The organism is Polaromonas naphthalenivorans CJ2 (assembly GCF_000015505.1).
Taxonomy (GTDB): Bacteria; Pseudomonadota; Gammaproteobacteria; order Burkholderiales; family Burkholderiaceae_C; genus Polaromonas; species Polaromonas naphthalenivorans.
In genome coordinates, this window is record NC_008781.1 from 1,459,525 (window position 1) to 1,475,868 (window position 16,344).

At 64.7% G+C, this 16,344-nt stretch carries 16 protein-coding genes and 1 pseudogene; 4 read left to right on the forward strand and 13 right to left on the reverse strand.

What is annotated here, in order from left to right:
• Window positions 1-12: 12 nt before the first annotated feature.
• The 10 genes and pseudogenes from PNAP_RS06855 to PNAP_RS06905 form a co-directional block, all read right to left on the reverse strand.
• Entirely contained in the window at window positions 13-1,206 is a 1,194-nt protein-coding gene (locus PNAP_RS06855) for a beta-ketoacyl-[acyl-carrier-protein] synthase family protein (protein WP_041376582.1), read from the reverse strand.
• A gap of 33 nt (window positions 1,207-1,239) precedes the next feature.
• Window positions 1,240-1,962 carry a phosphatase PAP2 family protein gene (locus PNAP_RS06860; protein WP_011800778.1) on the reverse strand — a complete coding sequence of 241 codons (723 nt, stop codon included), beginning with the start codon at window positions 1,960-1,962 and terminating at the stop codon, window positions 1,240-1,242.
• Window positions 1,959-2,762 carry a polysaccharide deacetylase family protein gene (locus tag PNAP_RS06865; RefSeq protein ID WP_011800779.1) on the reverse strand — a complete coding sequence of 268 codons (804 nt, stop codon included), beginning with the start codon at window positions 2,760-2,762 and terminating at the stop codon, window positions 1,959-1,961. The genes PNAP_RS06860 and PNAP_RS06865 overlap by 4 nt, the downstream gene beginning before the upstream one ends.
• Complete coding sequence (locus tag PNAP_RS06870) at window positions 2,755-5,100, reverse strand: MMPL family transporter (RefSeq protein ID WP_041376583.1); 2,346 nt, start codon at window positions 5,098-5,100, stop codon at window positions 2,755-2,757. Before PNAP_RS06870 ends, PNAP_RS06865 begins: the two co-directional genes overlap by 8 nt.
• The gene (locus tag PNAP_RS06875) at window positions 5,100-5,750 is read right to left on the reverse strand and encodes a LolA-related protein (protein WP_011800781.1); all 651 of its coding nucleotides are present in this window, start codon (window positions 5,748-5,750) and stop codon (window positions 5,100-5,102) included. Before PNAP_RS06875 ends, PNAP_RS06870 begins: the two co-directional genes overlap by 1 nt.
• A gap of 3 nt (window positions 5,751-5,753) precedes the next feature.
• The gene (locus PNAP_RS06880; protein ID WP_011800782.1) at window positions 5,754-6,734 is read right to left on the reverse strand and encodes an LpxL/LpxP family acyltransferase; all 981 of its coding nucleotides are present in this window, start codon (window positions 6,732-6,734) and stop codon (window positions 5,754-5,756) included.
• A pseudogene (locus PNAP_RS06890) lies at window positions 6,731-8,394 on the reverse strand (AMP-binding protein). Before PNAP_RS06890 ends, PNAP_RS06880 begins: the two are co-directional and overlap by 4 nt.
• Window positions 8,391-9,071 (reverse strand): COG4648 family protein, encoded by a 681-nt coding sequence (locus tag PNAP_RS06895; protein WP_011800783.1) that lies wholly within the window; start codon window positions 9,069-9,071, stop codon window positions 8,391-8,393. Before PNAP_RS06895 ends, PNAP_RS06890 begins: the two are co-directional and overlap by 4 nt.
• Entirely contained in the window at window positions 9,068-9,364 is a 297-nt protein-coding gene (locus PNAP_RS06900) for a phosphopantetheine-binding protein (protein ID WP_011800784.1), read from the reverse strand. Before PNAP_RS06900 ends, PNAP_RS06895 begins: the two co-directional genes overlap by 4 nt.
• A gap of 84 nt (window positions 9,365-9,448) precedes the next feature.
• Window positions 9,449-10,441, reverse strand: coding sequence for an inositol monophosphatase family protein (locus PNAP_RS06905; protein ID WP_011800785.1), 993 nt, complete (start codon window positions 10,439-10,441; stop codon window positions 9,449-9,451).
• A gap of 169 nt (window positions 10,442-10,610) precedes the next feature.
• Between PNAP_RS06905 and PNAP_RS06910 the strand changes: the two genes are divergently transcribed.
• Both PNAP_RS06910 and cysE read left to right on the forward strand, forming a co-directional pair.
• Window positions 10,611-11,438, forward strand: coding sequence for an RNA methyltransferase (locus PNAP_RS06910; protein ID WP_041376586.1), 828 nt, complete (start codon window positions 10,611-10,613; stop codon window positions 11,436-11,438).
• Between the two features lie 9 nt (window positions 11,439-11,447).
• Complete coding sequence (gene cysE, locus PNAP_RS06915; RefSeq protein WP_011800787.1) at window positions 11,448-12,227, forward strand: serine O-acetyltransferase; 780 nt, start codon at window positions 11,448-11,450, stop codon at window positions 12,225-12,227.
• Window positions 12,228-12,307: 80 nt separating this feature from the next.
• On the opposite strand, the gene mog is transcribed toward cysE, so the two are convergent.
• Both mog and yjgA read right to left on the reverse strand, forming a co-directional pair.
• A complete protein-coding gene (mog, locus tag PNAP_RS06920; RefSeq protein ID WP_011800788.1) occupies window positions 12,308-12,907 on the reverse strand; it encodes a molybdopterin adenylyltransferase in 600 nt (199 codons plus the stop codon).
• Complete coding sequence (gene yjgA / locus PNAP_RS06925) at window positions 12,904-13,497, reverse strand: ribosome biogenesis factor YjgA (RefSeq protein WP_086000537.1); 594 nt, start codon at window positions 13,495-13,497, stop codon at window positions 12,904-12,906. The genes mog and yjgA overlap by 4 nt, the downstream gene beginning before the upstream one ends.
• 21 nt (window positions 13,498-13,518) lie before the next feature.
• Here yjgA and pmbA point away from each other — a divergent pair, with 21 nt between their 5' ends.
• Together pmbA and PNAP_RS06935 are read left to right on the forward strand one after the other, a co-directional pair.
• Window positions 13,519-14,928, forward strand: coding sequence for a metalloprotease PmbA (gene pmbA / locus PNAP_RS06930; RefSeq protein ID WP_011800790.1), 1,410 nt, complete (start codon window positions 13,519-13,521; stop codon window positions 14,926-14,928).
• 82 nt (window positions 14,929-15,010) lie between these two features.
• Window positions 15,011-15,817 carry a DUF4399 domain-containing protein gene (locus PNAP_RS06935; RefSeq protein WP_011800791.1) on the forward strand — a complete coding sequence of 269 codons (807 nt, stop codon included), beginning with the start codon at window positions 15,011-15,013 and terminating at the stop codon, window positions 15,815-15,817.
• Here PNAP_RS06935 and PNAP_RS06940 read toward each other — a convergent pair whose 3' ends face one another.
• Complete coding sequence (locus PNAP_RS06940) at window positions 15,818-16,279, reverse strand: GatB/YqeY domain-containing protein (RefSeq protein WP_011800792.1); 462 nt, start codon at window positions 16,277-16,279, stop codon at window positions 15,818-15,820.
• Window positions 16,280-16,344: the final 65 nt, after the last annotated feature.

The window sequence follows — 16,344 nt, forward strand, 5'->3', positions numbered from 1 at the left end:
CGCGTTAACCCGTTAACCGGCGCGGCCGAAAACCAGGCTGCAATTGGTGCCGCCGAAACCGAAGGAATTGCTCAGCACGCGGCTGACGGCCTGTTCGCGGTTTTCCCGCAGGTAGTTGAGGTGCAGCGCCGGATCAAGCTGCTGCGTGTTCAGGCCCCCCGGCAGCAAACCGTGCTGCAGCGCCAGCGCGCAGACCACCGCTTCCAGTCCGCCCGCCGCGCCCAGCGTGTGGCCGGTAGCGCCTTTGGTGGAGCTGCAGGGCGTGTTGGCGCCGAACAGCGCGCTGACGGCCTTGGCTTCGGCCGCATCGTTGCTCGGCGTGGCGGTGCCATGCAGGTTGATGTAATCAATGTCGTTTGGGCCGAGGCCGGCCATCTTGAGCGCAGCCTGCATCGCCAGGCGCGCGCCCAGGCCGTCGGGATGGGGTGAGGACATGTGGTGCGCATCGCTGGATTCGCCCACTCCCAGCAGCAGCACGGCATTTTTATCGAGCTGCTCGGGCAGCCGCTCCAGCAGGGCAAAAGCGGCGGCTTCACCGATGGAAATGCCATCGCGGCCGGCGTCGAACGGACGGCAGGGCCGCGTGGAAATCAGGCCCAGGGAATTAAAGCCATACAGCGTGGTCAGGCACAGCGAATCGACCCCGCCCACCACGGCTGCGTCGATCAGTCCCGCCGCCAGCATGCGGCGCGCCGAGGCAAACACCTTGGCGCTGGAGGAGCAGGCCGATGACACCACGGCGGCCGGGCCGCTCAGGCCCAAATAATGGCGCGTGAAATCGGCGACCGAGAAGGTGTTGTGCGTGCTGGCGTAAGCGAAATCGGCCGGAAATGCACCGCTGGCCGGATCAAGCCGGCGGTAAGCCAGTTCGGTTTGAAGAATGCCGGAGGTGCTGGTGCCGATGAAGACGCCGACGCGTTGGGCGCCATATTTTTGGGCGGCGGCCGCCACGGCTTCGGAAAAACCGTCCTGCCGCAAGCCGAGCAAGGCCAGCCGGTTGTTGCGGCAATCAAATCGGGCCAAGTGCAAAGGAAGCCGCACCGCATCAACGCCTGGGACTTCAGCGGTAAACGTCGGCAGGTCCACCGTGTCGAAGGTGCATGGCAGCAAGCCGCCACGCTGCTGGCGCAGCGCCGCCAGCGACGGTTGCAGGCCGATGCCGAGGCCGCTGGTCGCGGTGTAATGGGAGAGCCAGAGCGGGTACAGGGGGAACCAATCCAGATAGAAAAGAAAAGGGCGCTACTTTAGCAAATGCAGGGCGGGGTCTGCAGCAAGGGGCAAGCCCGCCTTGGCCGCGACTTCGGTGCGCGCGCGGTGGCGCAAGGACAGCCAGGCCGCGAGCCCGCCGAGCAGCAGGCCGGCTTCGATGTCCACGGCCACATGCTGGCGTGTGGCCAAGGTGGAATAGACGATGGCGCCGCACCAGACACCGTTGATCAGCAGCGGCCACCACGGGCTGCCCAGGCGGCGCAGCAGGTAATGCAGCCAGACAGCCGAGAAAAAGGCGGTGGCCACATGCAGGGACGGGCAGGCATTGCCCGACGCATCCATGTTTTTCAGGAAAAGCATCTGCGGGTAGCGGCTCCAGTCGATGTCGGCGGCCGGCGCGGCCGTGGGCCAGACATAGAAAATGGCCAGCCCCGCCAGACAGGTCAATCCCATCGCCATGCCGTAGCCGTAGAGTTCTTGCCGCGTGGCCAGCAATGCGGGCGGCAGCGACACATAGACCCACAGCGACAAATACACCGGCAGGGCCATCGGCTCAAAGCCGATCAGGCTGTCCAGCCAGGTTCTGGGCATCACCGTGATGGGATGGGCGGGGTGCTTGAGCAGGTAGAAATAGGCGCCGAAAAACAGGCTGATGAACAGCGTCGTGCCGATGCTTTTCACATAAAAATGCCGGGGAATGACCTCGGCCGCCTGCCGATACCACGGGGCATGGATTGCCGGGTGGGTTCTCAAGAGACGGCCTGCCGCAAGGTCACCGTGCGCAGCCGGGCCGCTGCGGCGCGTTCCAGCAGCGCCGGCAGCACGTCGAGAATCACCGGGGTGCCGCTGGCGGTACGGGCCGCATTGCCGTCATGCAGCAGCAAAATGGCGCCGGCCCGCAAGCCCGGCAATAACTTGTCCCTGACGCGTTCGGCATCCTTGATGCGGGTATCGAAGCCGCGCGCTGACCAGCTGGCCAGGGTCAGCCCCAGTTGATGCAGAACCGGGTCCAGGAAAGGGTTGCGCAGGCCCGCCGGCGCCCGGAAAAACAGCGGGCGCTGGCCGCAAACCCGGGTCAGCGTGTCCTGGGCCGCCTGTATTTCACGCCGCATGCCACGCGGGCCCGTCAGGGAAAAATGATGGCGATGGTGCTGGCTGTGGTTCTCGATGGCATGGCCGCGACGGATGATTTCCCGGCACAGTTCCGGGTAACGAACGGCCTTTTCGCCGATGCAAAAAAAGGTCGCCCGGGCGCCATAGCGTTCCAGCAGATCGAGCACCTGCGGGGTGACTGCGGGGTCGGGGCCGTCGTCGATGGTCAGGGCGATTTCATTCCTGGCCGTGGCGGCGGCCGGCAGGCGCGTCCAGTTCGGGCCCAGCCAGTGGCTGCGCGGCCACAGGCCGATGGCCGCGATCAGCAGGTGATTGACGGCCACGGCACCCAGCGCCCAGCGCCACTGTCCGGGGTTCAGCATGATGGCGGCCACGGCCAGCCCATGCAGGGCGACAGAGGCGCGCAGGAAAAGCCCTGGTTGCCAGCGTGCATCAAGCATCGGCTTGCCGGGCAAAAATAGCCGAATACAGCAGTGCCAGGATGACGCCCGGCGCCACCGTGGCGCCCATGGCCTGCAGGATGGACACCTTGGAAAACGCCAGCAGGCCAAAACCTGCGACCGTGGTCAGGTTGGCAAACAGCATCGAGACCAGGGTGCGGGGCGAGAGCGGGACGCCCGGATCGGGGCGGTCAAAAAATAGGGCGTAGTTCGATCCCACCGCGACCACCAGCAGCAAGCCCACCAGATGCAGAATGATCAGTGGCTGGCCCAGCAGGGCCAATCCGGCCGTGACGGTGATCACCGCAGCGACCAGCGGCGCAATGACCCGGAGCACGCGCATCGGCGAGCGGAACACCAGCAGCAGCAAGCCGGCAATGGCGGCCACGCCGCTGAGCGACAGCAGCACGGCTTCATGCAGGTAGCCGGAATACAGGCGGTCCGATTCGGCTTTCATGTCCACCAGCAGGACATCTGCCAGAGGGCTTGCGCTCAAGGCCGCGCGAATGCGGGCCGCGTTGATGCTGCCGCCCTCGGTCGCGGTCAGCGGCAGCAAGGCGCGCCATTGCTGGTTTTTTTCAATCAGCAAGGCATCAATCGCCATGGCCATGGATGTTTTTTCAAGGTCGGCGGCCTGCAGCAAGGGCTGGCTGCGGGCAGCTTCGACATCGGCCAGAAACGGCTTGAACACGGGCGCGCTGACCGGCAAACCCTGCACCGCCTGGGCCAGGCGCGCTTCGAGCACGGCGGGCGGGGGCAGGCTGGCCTGGCGCGCCAGTTGCGTCTGGGTGCTGGGCAGGTAGCGGCTGGGGCTCTCGAATCCGGCCAGTTCGCCCTGATCGACCTGCGTTTGCAGCACTTGGGCAACCTGCTCGGACGAACGCAGGACGGCTTCCCGGCTGGTGCCGGCAACCACCACCAGATAGCGCACATCGGGCGCGCCCATATCGGCGCGCAAGCGCTCGTCAAGCGCGACATCGGCCTGCGACACCGGACTGAGTGAAGATATCTTGTCGTTCAACAGGCTGTTGCGCTGGGCGGCCAGGATGCCGCAGGCCAGCAGCAGCACCATGACCGCCGGCCAGCGCAGTGCCGGGGCGCGGCGCGCCAGCCGGGCCAGCAGCCGGCCGATGGCCGAGACATCATGGATGCGGAATTTTTCCGGCAGCAGATGCGGCAGCACAAAACGGGTCACCAGGGCGGCGGCGACCAGCCCGGCAATCGAATACAGGCCCAGTTGCGCCAAGCCCGGAAAACCCGACAGCAGCAGGGACGCGAAACCGACGATGGACGTCAGCACGCCGAGCCGGATGGTGGGCCAGAAGCGCTTGACCCAGTCCTGCTGCTTGTCCGCGCCTTCTTCGGATTGCACGAACAGGTAGATGGAATAGTCCACCGCTTCGCCGATCAGGGCAGTGCCGAATCCCAGGGTGATGCCATGCACCGACCCAAACCCCAGGCTGACGGCGGCAATGCCGGCCAGCGCGCCGCTGATGACCGGCAAGTAACCCAATGCCAGCGCGCTGAACGAGCGGTACACCAGCAGCAGCAGCGCCGCAATCAGCACCACGCTGATGAGCGACAGGCGGCTGACCTGGCTTTTGATGGTGTCGCGCGAGGTGACTGAAAACACGCCGGGGCCGGTCATCACCAGCCTGGCCGCCGCCGTGCCGCCGGCTGCAGTGTCAAACGCCTGCTGGATGGCGGCCATGGCGGCTTGCTGGGCATCGGTGTCGGAGCCTGCCGCGCGTGTCTGCAGCAGCAGCAGGGCGCGCGCGCCATCGCGCGCGGCCCAGGCGCCGTCCACCAGGTGCGGCCGGCTGCCGCTGTTGAGCTGCTCCAGCAAGCGCACCATTTCGCCGGTCGGGTCGCGCGGCAGCAAGCCCTTGGCCAGCAGCCCGGCCGGCGAGGCGAGCAGGTCGATGCTGTCGCCGAGGGCGGCATGCAGGCCGTCGGCGCTGAATCGCGCGGGCGTCACGGCAGGGCTCAGCAGGTAACGGTGGTTGAACAGGAAGGCCTGGTCGTGCCCGGTGTTCACCGGCTCGCCATTGTTGACGCTGGCAAAAGCAGGGTCGGCACGCAGGCGCAGGGCAATCTGTCTGGAAAGCCCGGCCCGGGTAGGTGCGTCGGCGCCTTCAATGCCCACGAGGATCAGGCGCGACGCCAGTCCGTCGCGCAGTTGGTCCATCAGCAATTGCTGCTCGGGCGTGGGCGTGCGCGGCAGGAATGCCGACAGGTCGGTGGTGAATGTCGTGCGGCTGATGATGGCGCCGCAGCCCAGCAAAAACGCCAGCCACAGCGCAATCGCCGTCATGCCGCGGCGGCGCATCGACTTCATCACGGCGTCGCCAGCTTGTCGATGTTCATCACGGAGCGGTCGCCATCGGCCTGGGTGATTTCAATGCTGCGCACCTGATCGCGCATGCCGGCAATCGTGATGCGCTGGATGACGGCCTGCATTTTTTCATCCAGCGGCAGCAGTTGCAGGCTCCAGCGTTCGGCACTGCCCTCCAGGCTCAGCCGGTAGCTGCGTTCCAGCGCCTTGCGGTCGCCGGCCAGCGTGCCGCGAATGCTGTCAATGAAGGCCGCCAGTTCCGGGTAGGCCTGCAGCTGGAGGCGGTGCTTTTGGCGTCCGCGTTCGATGAGCAGTTCATCGCCGTTCACAACCATGGATTCGGGCTTGGGCTTGAGCGTGCGTTTCTCCAGCCCGTCCGGCGCGGTGTAGAGCAGCTCGCCGGAGGATTCGACGGGCCTGTCGAGAACGGCGATGTATTTTTTTTCGACAAAGCTGGCATGGCCGGACTTGTTCTGCGCCAGCGAGTCCATCAGCTGCTGCAAGTCCCAGGCCGCGAAGGCTGCCGGGCTGAACGCAGCCAGTGCCAGGCCTATCGTCAATGCCGCCAGGGCTGAAGCGAGGCCTTGCGCGGCGCGGCGCGGCAAGCCTGTGGCAAAGGCCGGAAGTTGGGGCAGTTCAGGAAAAAGCGTCATGGATCAGGTGGTTTCTGCGGAGGAGGTGGTTTTTCGTGGCAATGGCGGCGCGGCTGCCTGCCAGAAGTCAAAAAAGTTGAACCAGTTGTAGGGCGCGCTGCGGCAGTACTGCTCCATCAGTGCAGCATAACGGGTCATGGCCGCCTCCACCGCCAGCGTCCGGCCGCGCGGCGGCAAGGCTGAGAAATCGGCAAGCGTTTCAAAGTGGATGTCGTAGCGGTTGCCGCCCCGGTACAGGCCGGTCATGAACAACACCGGGCGTTTCATGATGGCCGCCATGCGAAAAGGGCCGAGCGGCAGTTCGGCCGGATCGCCGAGGAAATTGAGGGGGCGGGTGTCATCGTTGCCCAATGAGCGGTCTCCCAGCATGCCGACGATGGTGCCTTGCGCCAGCAGTTCATGGGCCTGGATCATCGAGCCGATGTGGCCGAGGGCGATGATGTCCTGCTGCGCATTCGGGTTGATGGCGCTGAGCGTCGCGTTGATCTTGCGGGCGTTTTCCTCGTACATCATCATGGCCACGCGCAGGCCGGGCCGCTTGCGGCCGAGTGCCCGCAGCACCTCGAAGCTTCCCAGGTGCGCGCCGATCAGAAAAAGGCCCTGGCCGTCGGCCAGAACATCGTCCACCAGAGCCTGGTTGTGAACGCGGATATCGAACAGGTCGAAGCGGTCGTTGAGCAAATAAATCCGGTCATGAATAGTCGATGCAAAACTGAAAAAATGCCGGAACAGATGCCGCCACCCGACGGCGGCGTTTGACGGCAGCTTGAGCACGCGGCGCAAATAAAGGCGCGACATGCGGCGGGCCGCCGGCGCAAACGCCAGGAAGTAGGCGGCGATGGCGTACAGCACAACGCGGCTGGCACCGCGCCCCAGCCGCAGCGACAGCCAGGTCATCACGCGCAGCATGAACAGGCTGCTGCGCTCGGGATTTTTCTGCCATTGCGCGCTGGCCGGCGCTGCGGCATGGCGCGCCGGCTTCATGGCGCCAGCGGCAACACCAGCGTGCCCGTGGCTATTTTTCGGCTGCCGCATGCAATGTCAAAGCGCACGCTGCCCGAGGCGGAAGGGGTCCAGGACAGGTTCAGGGTTTCGCCCGGACCGACCGGGCTGAGAAATTTGGCTGAACTGATCTGGCAACCGGCGGGGCCGGACGCGCCGAGCGCTTGTGACACGGCATGGACGGCGGCGTCAAGCAGCAGCACGCCGGGCAGGATAGCCATTCCGGGGAAATGCCCGGCGAAGGCCGGATGGTCCGCTGCGATGAACAGCGTGGTTTCGCCGCTCATGGCTTGTCCCTTTTGCGGTGCTGACGCGCCAGCGTTTCCAGCGCGCTGCGCGGTAATTTTCCGGTGCTGTTGCGCGGCAGCGACTCCAGCAACACCAGCGGCCGGGGCATGAACATGGCGTCAATCCGCTCGCGCAGCGCCGTCCGCAGCTGGGCCGGCGTCAGGCCGGGGGCGACCACGAAGGCGCTCAAGCGCGTGACGTGGCCGCCGTCGCCCTCATCGGGCATGAAAAACGCCCCATCGACCACGCCGGGAATGGCATTGAGCTGATGGTTCAGGTAGCCGAGCGAACTGCGCTTGCCGGCGATGTTGATCAGGTCGGCGGTGCGGCCGTGCAAAAGAAAGCGTTCGGCATCCAGCAGTTCCAGCTCATCGCCCAGCGGCATGGCCTGCGCCAGATGCCCGCCCGAAGCCCAGACGCGGCCTTCCAGGGCGCTGAGCGTGATGCTCGGGAACAGCGTCCATTCAAAGGTTTGCGTGGTCCGCCGGGATGCGATCTGGCCGGTTTCGGTCGAACCGTAGATTTCCAGCAGCGGCGCCTTCAGACCCGCCTCTGCCGCCAGGGCCAGCTGGGGCGGCAGCGGCGCCGTTGCCGTCAGCACCAGGTCGGCCACGGGCAGGTCCAGGCCCGCGGCCAGCAAGACCTTCAAATGCACCGGCGTCGTCACCAACAGGCGGGGATGCGCCGCCGCCGCCAGCGCCGTGCAGATGTCAGCCGGGTAAAACGGATGCGCCGCGCTCATGATGGCACCGCTTTGCAGGGGGAGCAGCACCGAAGACTCCAGCCCAAACATATGCTGCGGCGGCACCGTGGCCACGATGCTGTGGCGCCGTCCGTCCAGCAGGCCCAGGCGGGCGGCTTCGGCGCGCACGCTCAGCACCAGCTCGCCCCAGCTTTTTCGGTGCGCCACGGGCAGGCCGGTCGAGCCGGAGGTGAACAGGATGGCGGCCGTTTGCGATGCCGGAATCGTGGGAATGTCGCAGAAGCCGGTTTGCGCGTCAGCCGGTGCGCGGGCTGGCACGGCATCTGCCCAGGCGAACTGTGGCAGGGCTATGGCCATGGCCTGGTCCGTCAGGCAAAACACATCCGGCGCAAAGCTTTTGACCTGGCGCATCATCTCCGGCGTGAGCGTGGGCGGCAGCAGGCTGATCTTGCCGGCCAGCAAGGCGGCGGCCAGGCCGACGGCAAAGCGGTAGCGGTCGGTGCAGACATTCAGCACATGCCGGCCGGCCGGCCATGCGGCGGCAAGCTGCCTGACATCGGCCAGGAAATGCGCCACGGTGATGGGCTGGTCATGGCCGCAGGCGATCAGGTCTTCAGCCTGCGCGTGCGTGACGAGAGGAAAGGCGGTCATGGCTGCTTGCAAGGCGCTGCAGTGCCTTTTGAGGAAGCCTGCCGGTAGGCCCGAATCGCCTCCAGCGGCCCGGCCCGGTCTGCGGCTGGCAGGACATGGCAGCGTGCCGCATATTCCCCCGCGAACATCAGCACCAGCAAGGGAATGCCCAGCAGATAGGCAAACGCCGACCAGACCTGGACAGGAGCCAGCCAGAACAGCAACACGGAAAGCCCTGCGATGCCGCCGAAATACAGCGTCCAGGCCCAGGTGGCGGCGCGGGTGTAAGCCCTGAGCGCAGGGGAAAGGGTGCCCTGCAGCAGGCTGGCAAAACGCGAGATCATCGGCGTTTCGCCGTGGCGCAGGGTCAGGCCGAAACTGGCGCACAGCAGCGAATAGGTGCCGGCATGCTCCAGCAAAAACACCCAGTTGTAATGGGTGATCAGCCAGTCCCTGCTAACGTAGAGCAAAGCGCAAGCCGCCAGCCAGAGTGGCAGCATGACCCCGCGCCGGTCCGAGCGCCATGCCATCAGGAATGCCAGCCCGAGCATGGGCGCGACGGCGACCACGGCGCCCCAGAGATCATGCGTTGCCGAGGTGGCGCTCAGATGGGAAAGCAGTGCGTAGCCAACGGCCAGAACGCCGATGAATCCCCAACGACAGGCTTGCCCCAAACGTGTCGCCAGCGAGGTGCTCACTGGGTCCGGTGGGCCGCGATATGGTTGCCCAGGCTGCGCAGCGAATGAAAAATCGCGTGGTTGTCTTCCTGGTCCGCGCGCAATTGCAGGCCGTAGCGTTTGGAAACCACCAGCGCGATTTCAAGGATGTCGATGGAATCCAGGCCCAGTCCGTCGCCATACAGGGGCTCGTCAGCCTGCACGTCGGCTGCGGCAACTTCCAGGTTCAAGGCGCTCACGACCAGTTCGGCGACTTCAAGCAGCAGGGCCGCATCTGCCGGTGTGGACGAAGCCTGGAGGGTGGGTTCGGACATAAAAAGGATCAATCAAGAGGGATGAATGGCGGATTGCCCATCTCCGGCGCAGGCACGCCGGAGATGCGGATTTTAAAAGCCGGCCTAGAAGGGCGCGTCAGGCGTGATGGTATCGGGGGCCACCGGGGGCCTGATTCTTTTGGCTTTGAGCGTGGGTTTTTCACTCACGGCGGGGCTGGTTGTTTCGCTGCCGTCGGTGCTTTCGTCCGCGCTGGCTTCAGTCCTTGAATCCTGCAGGGCCTGGCGCACCGTGGCCTTGTCGCCGGCGCCGGCAAACTTGCTGTACTTGCCCAGCGTACCGACCAGCTGGCCGTAGATGCGCGGGTTGCCGGCAACGCATTCGCCGTGGTCGATGAAGTCGGCCTCGCCGGTGAAGTTGCCGATCAGCCCGCCCGCTTCGGTGATCAGGAGCGAACCCGCCGCCACGTCCCAGGGCAGCAGGCCGGTTTCAAAAAAGCCGTCGGTGAAGCCGGCCGCGACGTGCGCCAGGTCCAGCGCCGCCGCGCCCGGGCGGCGCACGCCGGCGCACTGGCTCATGACTTCGCCGAGCATGTTCAGGTAGGGCTTGAGCTTGTCGCCGGGGCGGTAGGGAAAGCCGGTCGAAATCAGGCATTCCTGCAGGCGGGTGCGCTTGCCCACGCGGATGCGGCGGTCGTTGACGTAGGCGCCCCGGCCCTTGCTGGCGCTGTAGATATCGTTGCGGGTCGGGTCATAGACCACCGCCTGCTCGATCTTGCCGCGCACCGACAGCGCGATGCTGACGCAGTAAAACGGAAAGCCGTGGATGAAGTTGGTGGTGCCGTCCAGCGGGTCGATGATCCAGACGAATTCGGAGTCCTTCGCGCCATGCTCGCTGCCCGATTCCTCGGCCAGGATGCCGTGGCCGGGGTAGGCCGTCAGCAGGGTTTCGATGATCGCGGCTTCGGCGGCCTGATCGACTTCGGTGACGAAATCGTTGGTCTGCTTGAGCGAAACGCGAACTGCTTCAACGTCAAGTGCGGCGCGGTTGATGAGGGCGCCGGCGGCGCGCGCAGCCTTGACGGCCACATTGAGCATGGGATGTAGATTGCTGGACATAGAGGTTAAGAAAGAGCGGGCAGGAACTGCAAAACCGCGAACCGAGAACTGGAAACCAGCGGTGGCGGGGAGGCGACAATATCGGATTTTACCGGCTTCGCCCGTCCCGGCCGCAATTACCTTGAGCGCCAGGGTTTTCGGCTGCGGCGCTGGACCCCTTTTTATTCCCATGAAAACCCGCTTCATCCTGATCAACACCAGCCACGCCGGCAATGTGGGCGCCACCGCCCGCGCCATGAAAACCATGGGCTTCGACGACCTGGTGCTGGTCGCGCCGCGCTGGGCCAATGTGCTGCGGCGCGAGGAAACCATCCAGCGGGCCAGCGGCGCGCTCGACGTTTTGAACAATGCGCGGATTGTCGAGACGCTCGACGAGGCGCTCGACGGCATGGCGCATCTGTGCGCCACGGCCATGACGCCGCGCGATTTTGGCCCGCCGACGCGGGCGCCGCGCGCGCATTTCGCCGAGTTGCTGGGGCGAAGCGAGGCGCTATTAAAACAGGAGCTGGGTACGCCCGTCCATCCTGCGCAAAGGCCCGATTCGGTTGCTTTTTTGTTCGGCTCCGAGCGCTTTGGCATGCAGAACGAGGATGTCTATCGCTGCCATGTCGCCCTGAGCATTCCGACCGACCCGAAGTTCGGCTCGCTCAACCTGGGCGCGGCGGTGCAGCTGATTGCCTACGACTGGCGCGAAGCCCTGGGCGGCTTCGGCATTCAGGCGGCGATTGAAGAACCCCGTCTGGCCGACGCCGCCGCCGTGAGCGGCATGCTCAAGCACTGGGAAGAAGCGCTTGTCGATATCGGCTTTCTCGACCCGGCATCGCCCAAGAAGCTCATGCCGCGCCTGAACCAGCTGTTCAACCGCGCGCAGCTCAGCCCCGAGGAAATCCACATCCTGCGCGGCGTGGCCAAGGCCATGATGCGGCATGCGCCCGATAAAGCCTTGCCGGCGGCGGACAAGCCGCCCGCGCCAGCGGATACGCCGACCAGCGCCTAAACTCCCGTCATGTTTTCCAGACTCCGCTCCGACATCCAGTGCATCCTTGAACGCGACCCGGCCGCCCGCACCCGCTGGGAGGTGCTGACCTGCTACCCCGGCGTGCATGCCGTCATCCTGCACCGCTGGGCGCACGCGTGCTGGACGCATGGCTTCAAATGGCTGGGCCGGTTCATCTCGCATCTGGCGCGCTGGTTGACGGGTATCGAAATCCACCCCGGCGCCAAAATTGGCGAACGCGTGTTTTTCGACCATGCGATGGGCGTGGTCGTCGGCGAAACCGCTGAAATCGGCGACGGCTGCACGATTTACCAGGGTGTCACGCTGGGCGGCACCGCGCTCTACAAAGGCACCAAGCGCCACCCGACGCTGGGAAAGAACGTGGTGGTCGGTGCCGGTGCGCAGGTGCTGGGCGGCTTCACCGTCGGCGACGGCGCCAAGATCGGCTCGAACGCCGTGGTGGTCAAGCCGGTGCCGGCCGGCGCCACGGCCGTGGGCAACCCAGCCCGGGTGATCCAGGCCGGCGCCGATGTCAAGCGCGAGCAGGTCGCCAGCCAGATGGGGTTTTCAGCCTACGGCGTGACGCAGAACGACGACCCGCTGAGCCAGGCCCTGCGCGGGCTGATCGACAACGCCTCCGGCCAGGAGCACCAGATTGCGCTGCTCTGGCAGGCGATTGAAAAGCTGTCCCATCCGAAAAGCCCCGGTCCGCAGGATTGCGTTCCCAAGGATGCCGCGCTGCAGGAGAACTTTGAAGCCGACAAGCTCAATCAACTGGTGGGCAAGTAGCTGTAGCGATAGCAGTTGTGTTTTATTGCTATTGTTTTAATAGCTGCTTGCGACCGTCCAGTATGCGCAAAAGCACTATTTCATGCTTGTTTTAGCGCCCGGATCGCATTCTTGGGCCGGAACGCCTTGCACACCTCGTCGCGGGTTTCGATATAAGGCCCGCCGATCAGGTCGATGCAGTAGGGCACGGCGGCAAAAATGCCGGGCACCAGCGATTCGCCCGCCTCGTTTTTCAGGCCTTCGAGCGTCTCGGCAATTGCCTTGGGCTGGCCGGGCAGGTTCAGGATCAAGCTCTGGCCGCGAATCACCGCGACCTGGCGCGACAGGATGGCCGTCGACACGAACTTCAGGCTGACCTGGCGCATCTGCTCGCCAAAGCCGGGCATGTGCTTGTGCGCCACGGCCAGCGTGGCCTCGGGCGTCACGTCGCGCGGCGCCGGGCCGGTGCCGCCGGTGGTCAGCACCAGGCAGCAGCCCGCATCGACCAATTCGATCAGCGTGGCGCTGATGCCCGCCTGCTCGTCGGGAATCAGGCGCTCTTCAAAGGCAATCGGGTTGCGCAGGGCGCGCGTCAGCCAGTCCTTGAGCGCGGGCAGGCCCTTGTCCGCGTAGACGCCGCTTGACGCGCGGTCGCTGACCGACACGATGCCGATTTTGACCGGATCAAAACCCTCGCTCATGCCTCGGGCTCCTGCGCCATGGCCAGCTTGACCAGCTGGAAAATCTCGCGGTAGGCCTTGCCGTGGCGCGGCGCCTCGCCCGGTATTTCGGGCTTGGCAATGTCCTTGCGGGCCTGGCGGATCAGCGCACGCAACTGCTGCGAATCAGTCGCCGGGTAGTCGGTGAGCCACTGGCTGAGCGCGTCGTCCGAGGCAATCAGCTTGTCGCGCCACTGCTCGGCCAGGTGCAGGGCCAGCGTCAGGTCGGCCGAGCCGTTTGCCTGCTCGTCGATGGCCGCGCGGATCGGTGTCATGTCCAGCGGCCGCATCAGCTTGCCGATGAATTGCATCTGGCGGCGCCGGCCTTCGAAATTGGTGATGCGCTTGGCCTGCGCCAGCGCGTCGAGCAGCTTTTCGGGCAGGTCCAGGCGCGCCATCAGGTCGGCGCGCAGGGTCAGCAGCGCTTCGCCGAGCGCCTGCTTTTCGCCGGCCTCGGCCTTGAGCTGGGTCTTGCTGGGCGGCCCTACTTCTTCGAGGGCAATTTCTTCGGGTTTCACAAACCGGCCGTTGGACCAGTAGCCTTTGATGGCCTTGGGTGTCTTGATGTTCATAGGGCTTAGTATCATAGCTATATGACCCAAAAATCACCTGTCCGTTCATCCCGCACCGCTTCCCGCGTTAAAACCACCCAGCCCGAGGCCGGTTTCAGCTACCACCGCGACTTTTTTGAAGACCTGGTCGATACCGCACTTAGCCATGCCAAGAAGCTGGGCGCGACCGATGCGGCCGCCGAAGCTTCAGAAGGCTGCGGCCTGTCGGTCAGCGTGCGCAAGGGCGAGCTGGAGTCGGTCGAGCGCAACCGCGACAAGTCGCTCGGCGTCACGGTCTATGTCGGCAAAAAGCGCGGCAATGCATCGACCAGCGATTTTTCCAAGGCCGCCATCCAGCAGACCGTGAAGGCGGCTTATGACATCGCCAGCTTCACGGCCGAAGACGAAACCTCGGGCCTGCCGGACGAGCAGGACATTGCCCGCGAACACCCGGCGCTGGACCTGTTTCATCCGTGGGCCATCACCTCGGAGCAAGCCGCCCAGCTGGCGCTGCAATGCGAGGCCGCCGCCATGGGCACCAGCCGCCTGATCACCAACAGCGAAGGGGCGGGCGTGTCGGCCCAGCAAAGCCATTTTTTCAGCGCCCACACCTCAGGCTTCCGGGGCGGCTATGCCAGTTCGCGGCACAGCATTTCGGTGGCGCCGATTGCCGGCAAGGGCAAGCAGATGCAGCGCGACGCCTGGTACAGCTCGATGCGCGACGCGAATGAACTGGCCCACCCCGAGGCGGTCGGCCGCTATGCCGCCGAACGCGCGCTGGCCCGCCTGAAAGGCCGGAAAATCCCGACCGTCGAGTGTCCGGTGCTGTTTGAATCACCCCTGGCCGCCGGCCTGCTGGGCGGTTTTGTGCAGGCCGTCAGCGGCGGCGCGCTGTACCGCAAAAGCACCTTCCTGGCGAACAGCCTGGGCAAGCTGGCCTTCCCGAAACACATCGACATCAACGAAGACCCGCACCTGCTCAAGGGCAAGGGCAGCGCGCCGTTCGATGAAGAGGGCGTCAAGACCAGTGCCCGCCAGGTGGTGGAGGCCGGACGCGTCGCCGGCTATTTCCTGAGCACCTATTCAGCGCGCAAGCTCGGCATGCGGACCACCGGCAATGCCGGCGGCTCGCACAACCTGACGCTCACCAGCCGCAAGACGAAGGCCGGCGATGACCTCGATGCCATGCTGCGCAAGTTGGGCCGGGGGCTGTTCGTGACCGAACTGATGGGGCAGGGCGTGAACTACGTGACCGGCGACTATTCGCGCGGCGCTTCGGGTTTCTGGGTCGAGAACGGCGAAATCGCCTTTCCGGTGGAGGAAATCACGATTGCCGGCAACCTCAAGGACATGCTGCTGGGCATCCAGGCCGTCGGCGCCGACACCTACAACTACGGCGCCAAAACCGTGGGCTCGATCCTGGTCAACCGGATGAAGGTGGCCGGGTCTTGAAATAGTTGGCGGCGTATTGCATTCCTGGTAAAAAAATGTAATCTCCCTGCTCACATATGTTTGTGAGCACAGGGGAATCCAATTGGCTTTAAAACACACACTGGCTGCAGGCCTTGCCGCTCTTTGTCCACTTATTTGCCTGGCGCAAGCCGCTCCGGCGCCGGCCCAGGCGCTGTACCCATGGCAAGTCGGGCCATCCCGGAGCACGGCCGAAGCCTATTTCACCAACCTGCAGAACGGCGCGAAGATTGAAACGCCTTTTCGCCTCGCGTTTGGGCTGAGCAGCGGCTGGGGTCTGGCCCCGATCAGTGCTCCGCAGGCCGGAAAGAGCGGCCACCATCATCTTTTGATCAACCGTGAGTTGCCCCTCGACTTCAAGAAGGCCTTGCCTTTTGATGACCAGTACATGCACTTCGGCAAGGGGCAGATGGAAACGGTGCTGATGCTGGAGCCCGGCACCTACACATTGCGCCTGCTGCTGGCGGATGACAAGCACCTGCCGCATTTCGTTTACAGCAAGCCGCTGAAGATCACAGTCACGCGAAAAAACAAGGACATTGATCCGAAGAGCCTGATCAGCAAGGAAATCAGTTTTCCGAATATCGCCCCTGATGCCAGGCTCAAGCCGCCGTTTACCGTGCAGTTTCAGGCTTCAGGACTCAATGTGGCCCATGTGAGCCAACAGCAAAAAGACACAGGACATTTCCGGCTGACGGTGACCCCCAAAAACGGCGGCAAGCCGGTAGAGATGGATTTTCCGAACGGCCAGACCGAAACCCGGCTGGCGCCGCCAGCGGGCGCCTATGTCCTGAAGCTTGATTTCATGGACAACATGAATATGGGAAAAACGCTGGCTGACCCGGTGTCCACGCCCGTGCGCGTGGAGTAATTAAGAAGCCAGCGCAGCCTTCACCGCCGCCGACACCTGGCCCATGTCGGCCTTGCCGGCCAGCTGGGCCTTCACCGCGCCCATGACCTTGCCCATGTCGGCCGGACCCACGGCGCGGCCCATCTCGGCGGCCAGCGTGGCGACGATGGCCTTGACTTCGGTGGTGACCTCATCAAGGCTCAGGCGGGCCGGCAGGTAGGCTTGCAGCACCAGCAGTTCGGCCGCTTCCTTGTCGGCCAGATCCTTGCGCTCGGCTTTTTCAAACGCCTCAATCGAATCCTTGCGCTGCTTGATCAGCTTGTCCACGATGGCCACAGCCATCACGTCGTCCACCACCACGCGCTCGTCCACTTCCTTTTGCTTGATGGCCGACAGCAGCAGGCGGATGGTGCCCAGGCGCTCGCTGTCCTTGGCGCGCATGGCGGTTTTCATGTCTTCGGTGATTTGTTCTTTGAGGGTCATGGCAGGGCTCCTTGAGGGATGCTGATAAGAAAAGATGAAATGTGGCGCTTGAGAAAACAAAAAAG

Bases quoted from the DNA above. Each gene is read 5' to 3' on its own strand.
- PNAP_RS06865 (WP_011800779.1), bottom strand. From the start codon at position 2,762: ATGCTTGATGCACGCTGGCAACCAGGGCTTTTCCTGCGCGCCTCTGTC.
- PNAP_RS06870 (WP_041376583.1), bottom strand. From the start codon at position 5,100: ATGAAGTCGATGCGCCGCCGCGGCATGACGGCGATTGCGCTGTGGCTG.
- PNAP_RS06875 (WP_011800781.1), bottom strand. From the start codon at position 5,750: ATGACGCTTTTTCCTGAACTGCCCCAACTTCCGGCCTTTGCCACAGGC.
- PNAP_RS06880 (WP_011800782.1), bottom strand. From the start codon at position 6,734: ATGAAGCCGGCGCGCCATGCCGCAGCGCCGGCCAGCGCGCAATGGCAG.
- PNAP_RS06900 (WP_011800784.1), bottom strand. From the start codon at position 9,364: ATGTCCGAACCCACCCTCCAGGCTTCGTCCACACCGGCAGATGCGGCC.
- PNAP_RS06905 (WP_011800785.1), bottom strand. From the start codon at position 10,441: ATGTCCAGCAATCTACATCCCATGCTCAATGTGGCCGTCAAGGCTGCG.
- PNAP_RS06910 (WP_041376586.1), top strand. From the start codon at position 10,611: ATGAAAACCCGCTTCATCCTGATCAACACCAGCCACGCCGGCAATGTG.
- cysE (WP_011800787.1), top strand. From the start codon at position 11,448: ATGTTTTCCAGACTCCGCTCCGACATCCAGTGCATCCTTGAACGCGAC.
- mog (WP_011800788.1), bottom strand. From the start codon at position 12,907: ATGAGCGAGGGTTTTGATCCGGTCAAAATCGGCATCGTGTCGGTCAGC.
- yjgA (WP_086000537.1), bottom strand. From the start codon at position 13,497: ATGAACATCAAGACACCCAAGGCCATCAAAGGCTACTGGTCCAACGGC.
- pmbA (WP_011800790.1), top strand. From the start codon at position 13,519: ATGACCCAAAAATCACCTGTCCGTTCATCCCGCACCGCTTCCCGCGTT.
- PNAP_RS06940 (WP_011800792.1), bottom strand. From the start codon at position 16,279: ATGACCCTCAAAGAACAAATCACCGAAGACATGAAAACCGCCATGCGC.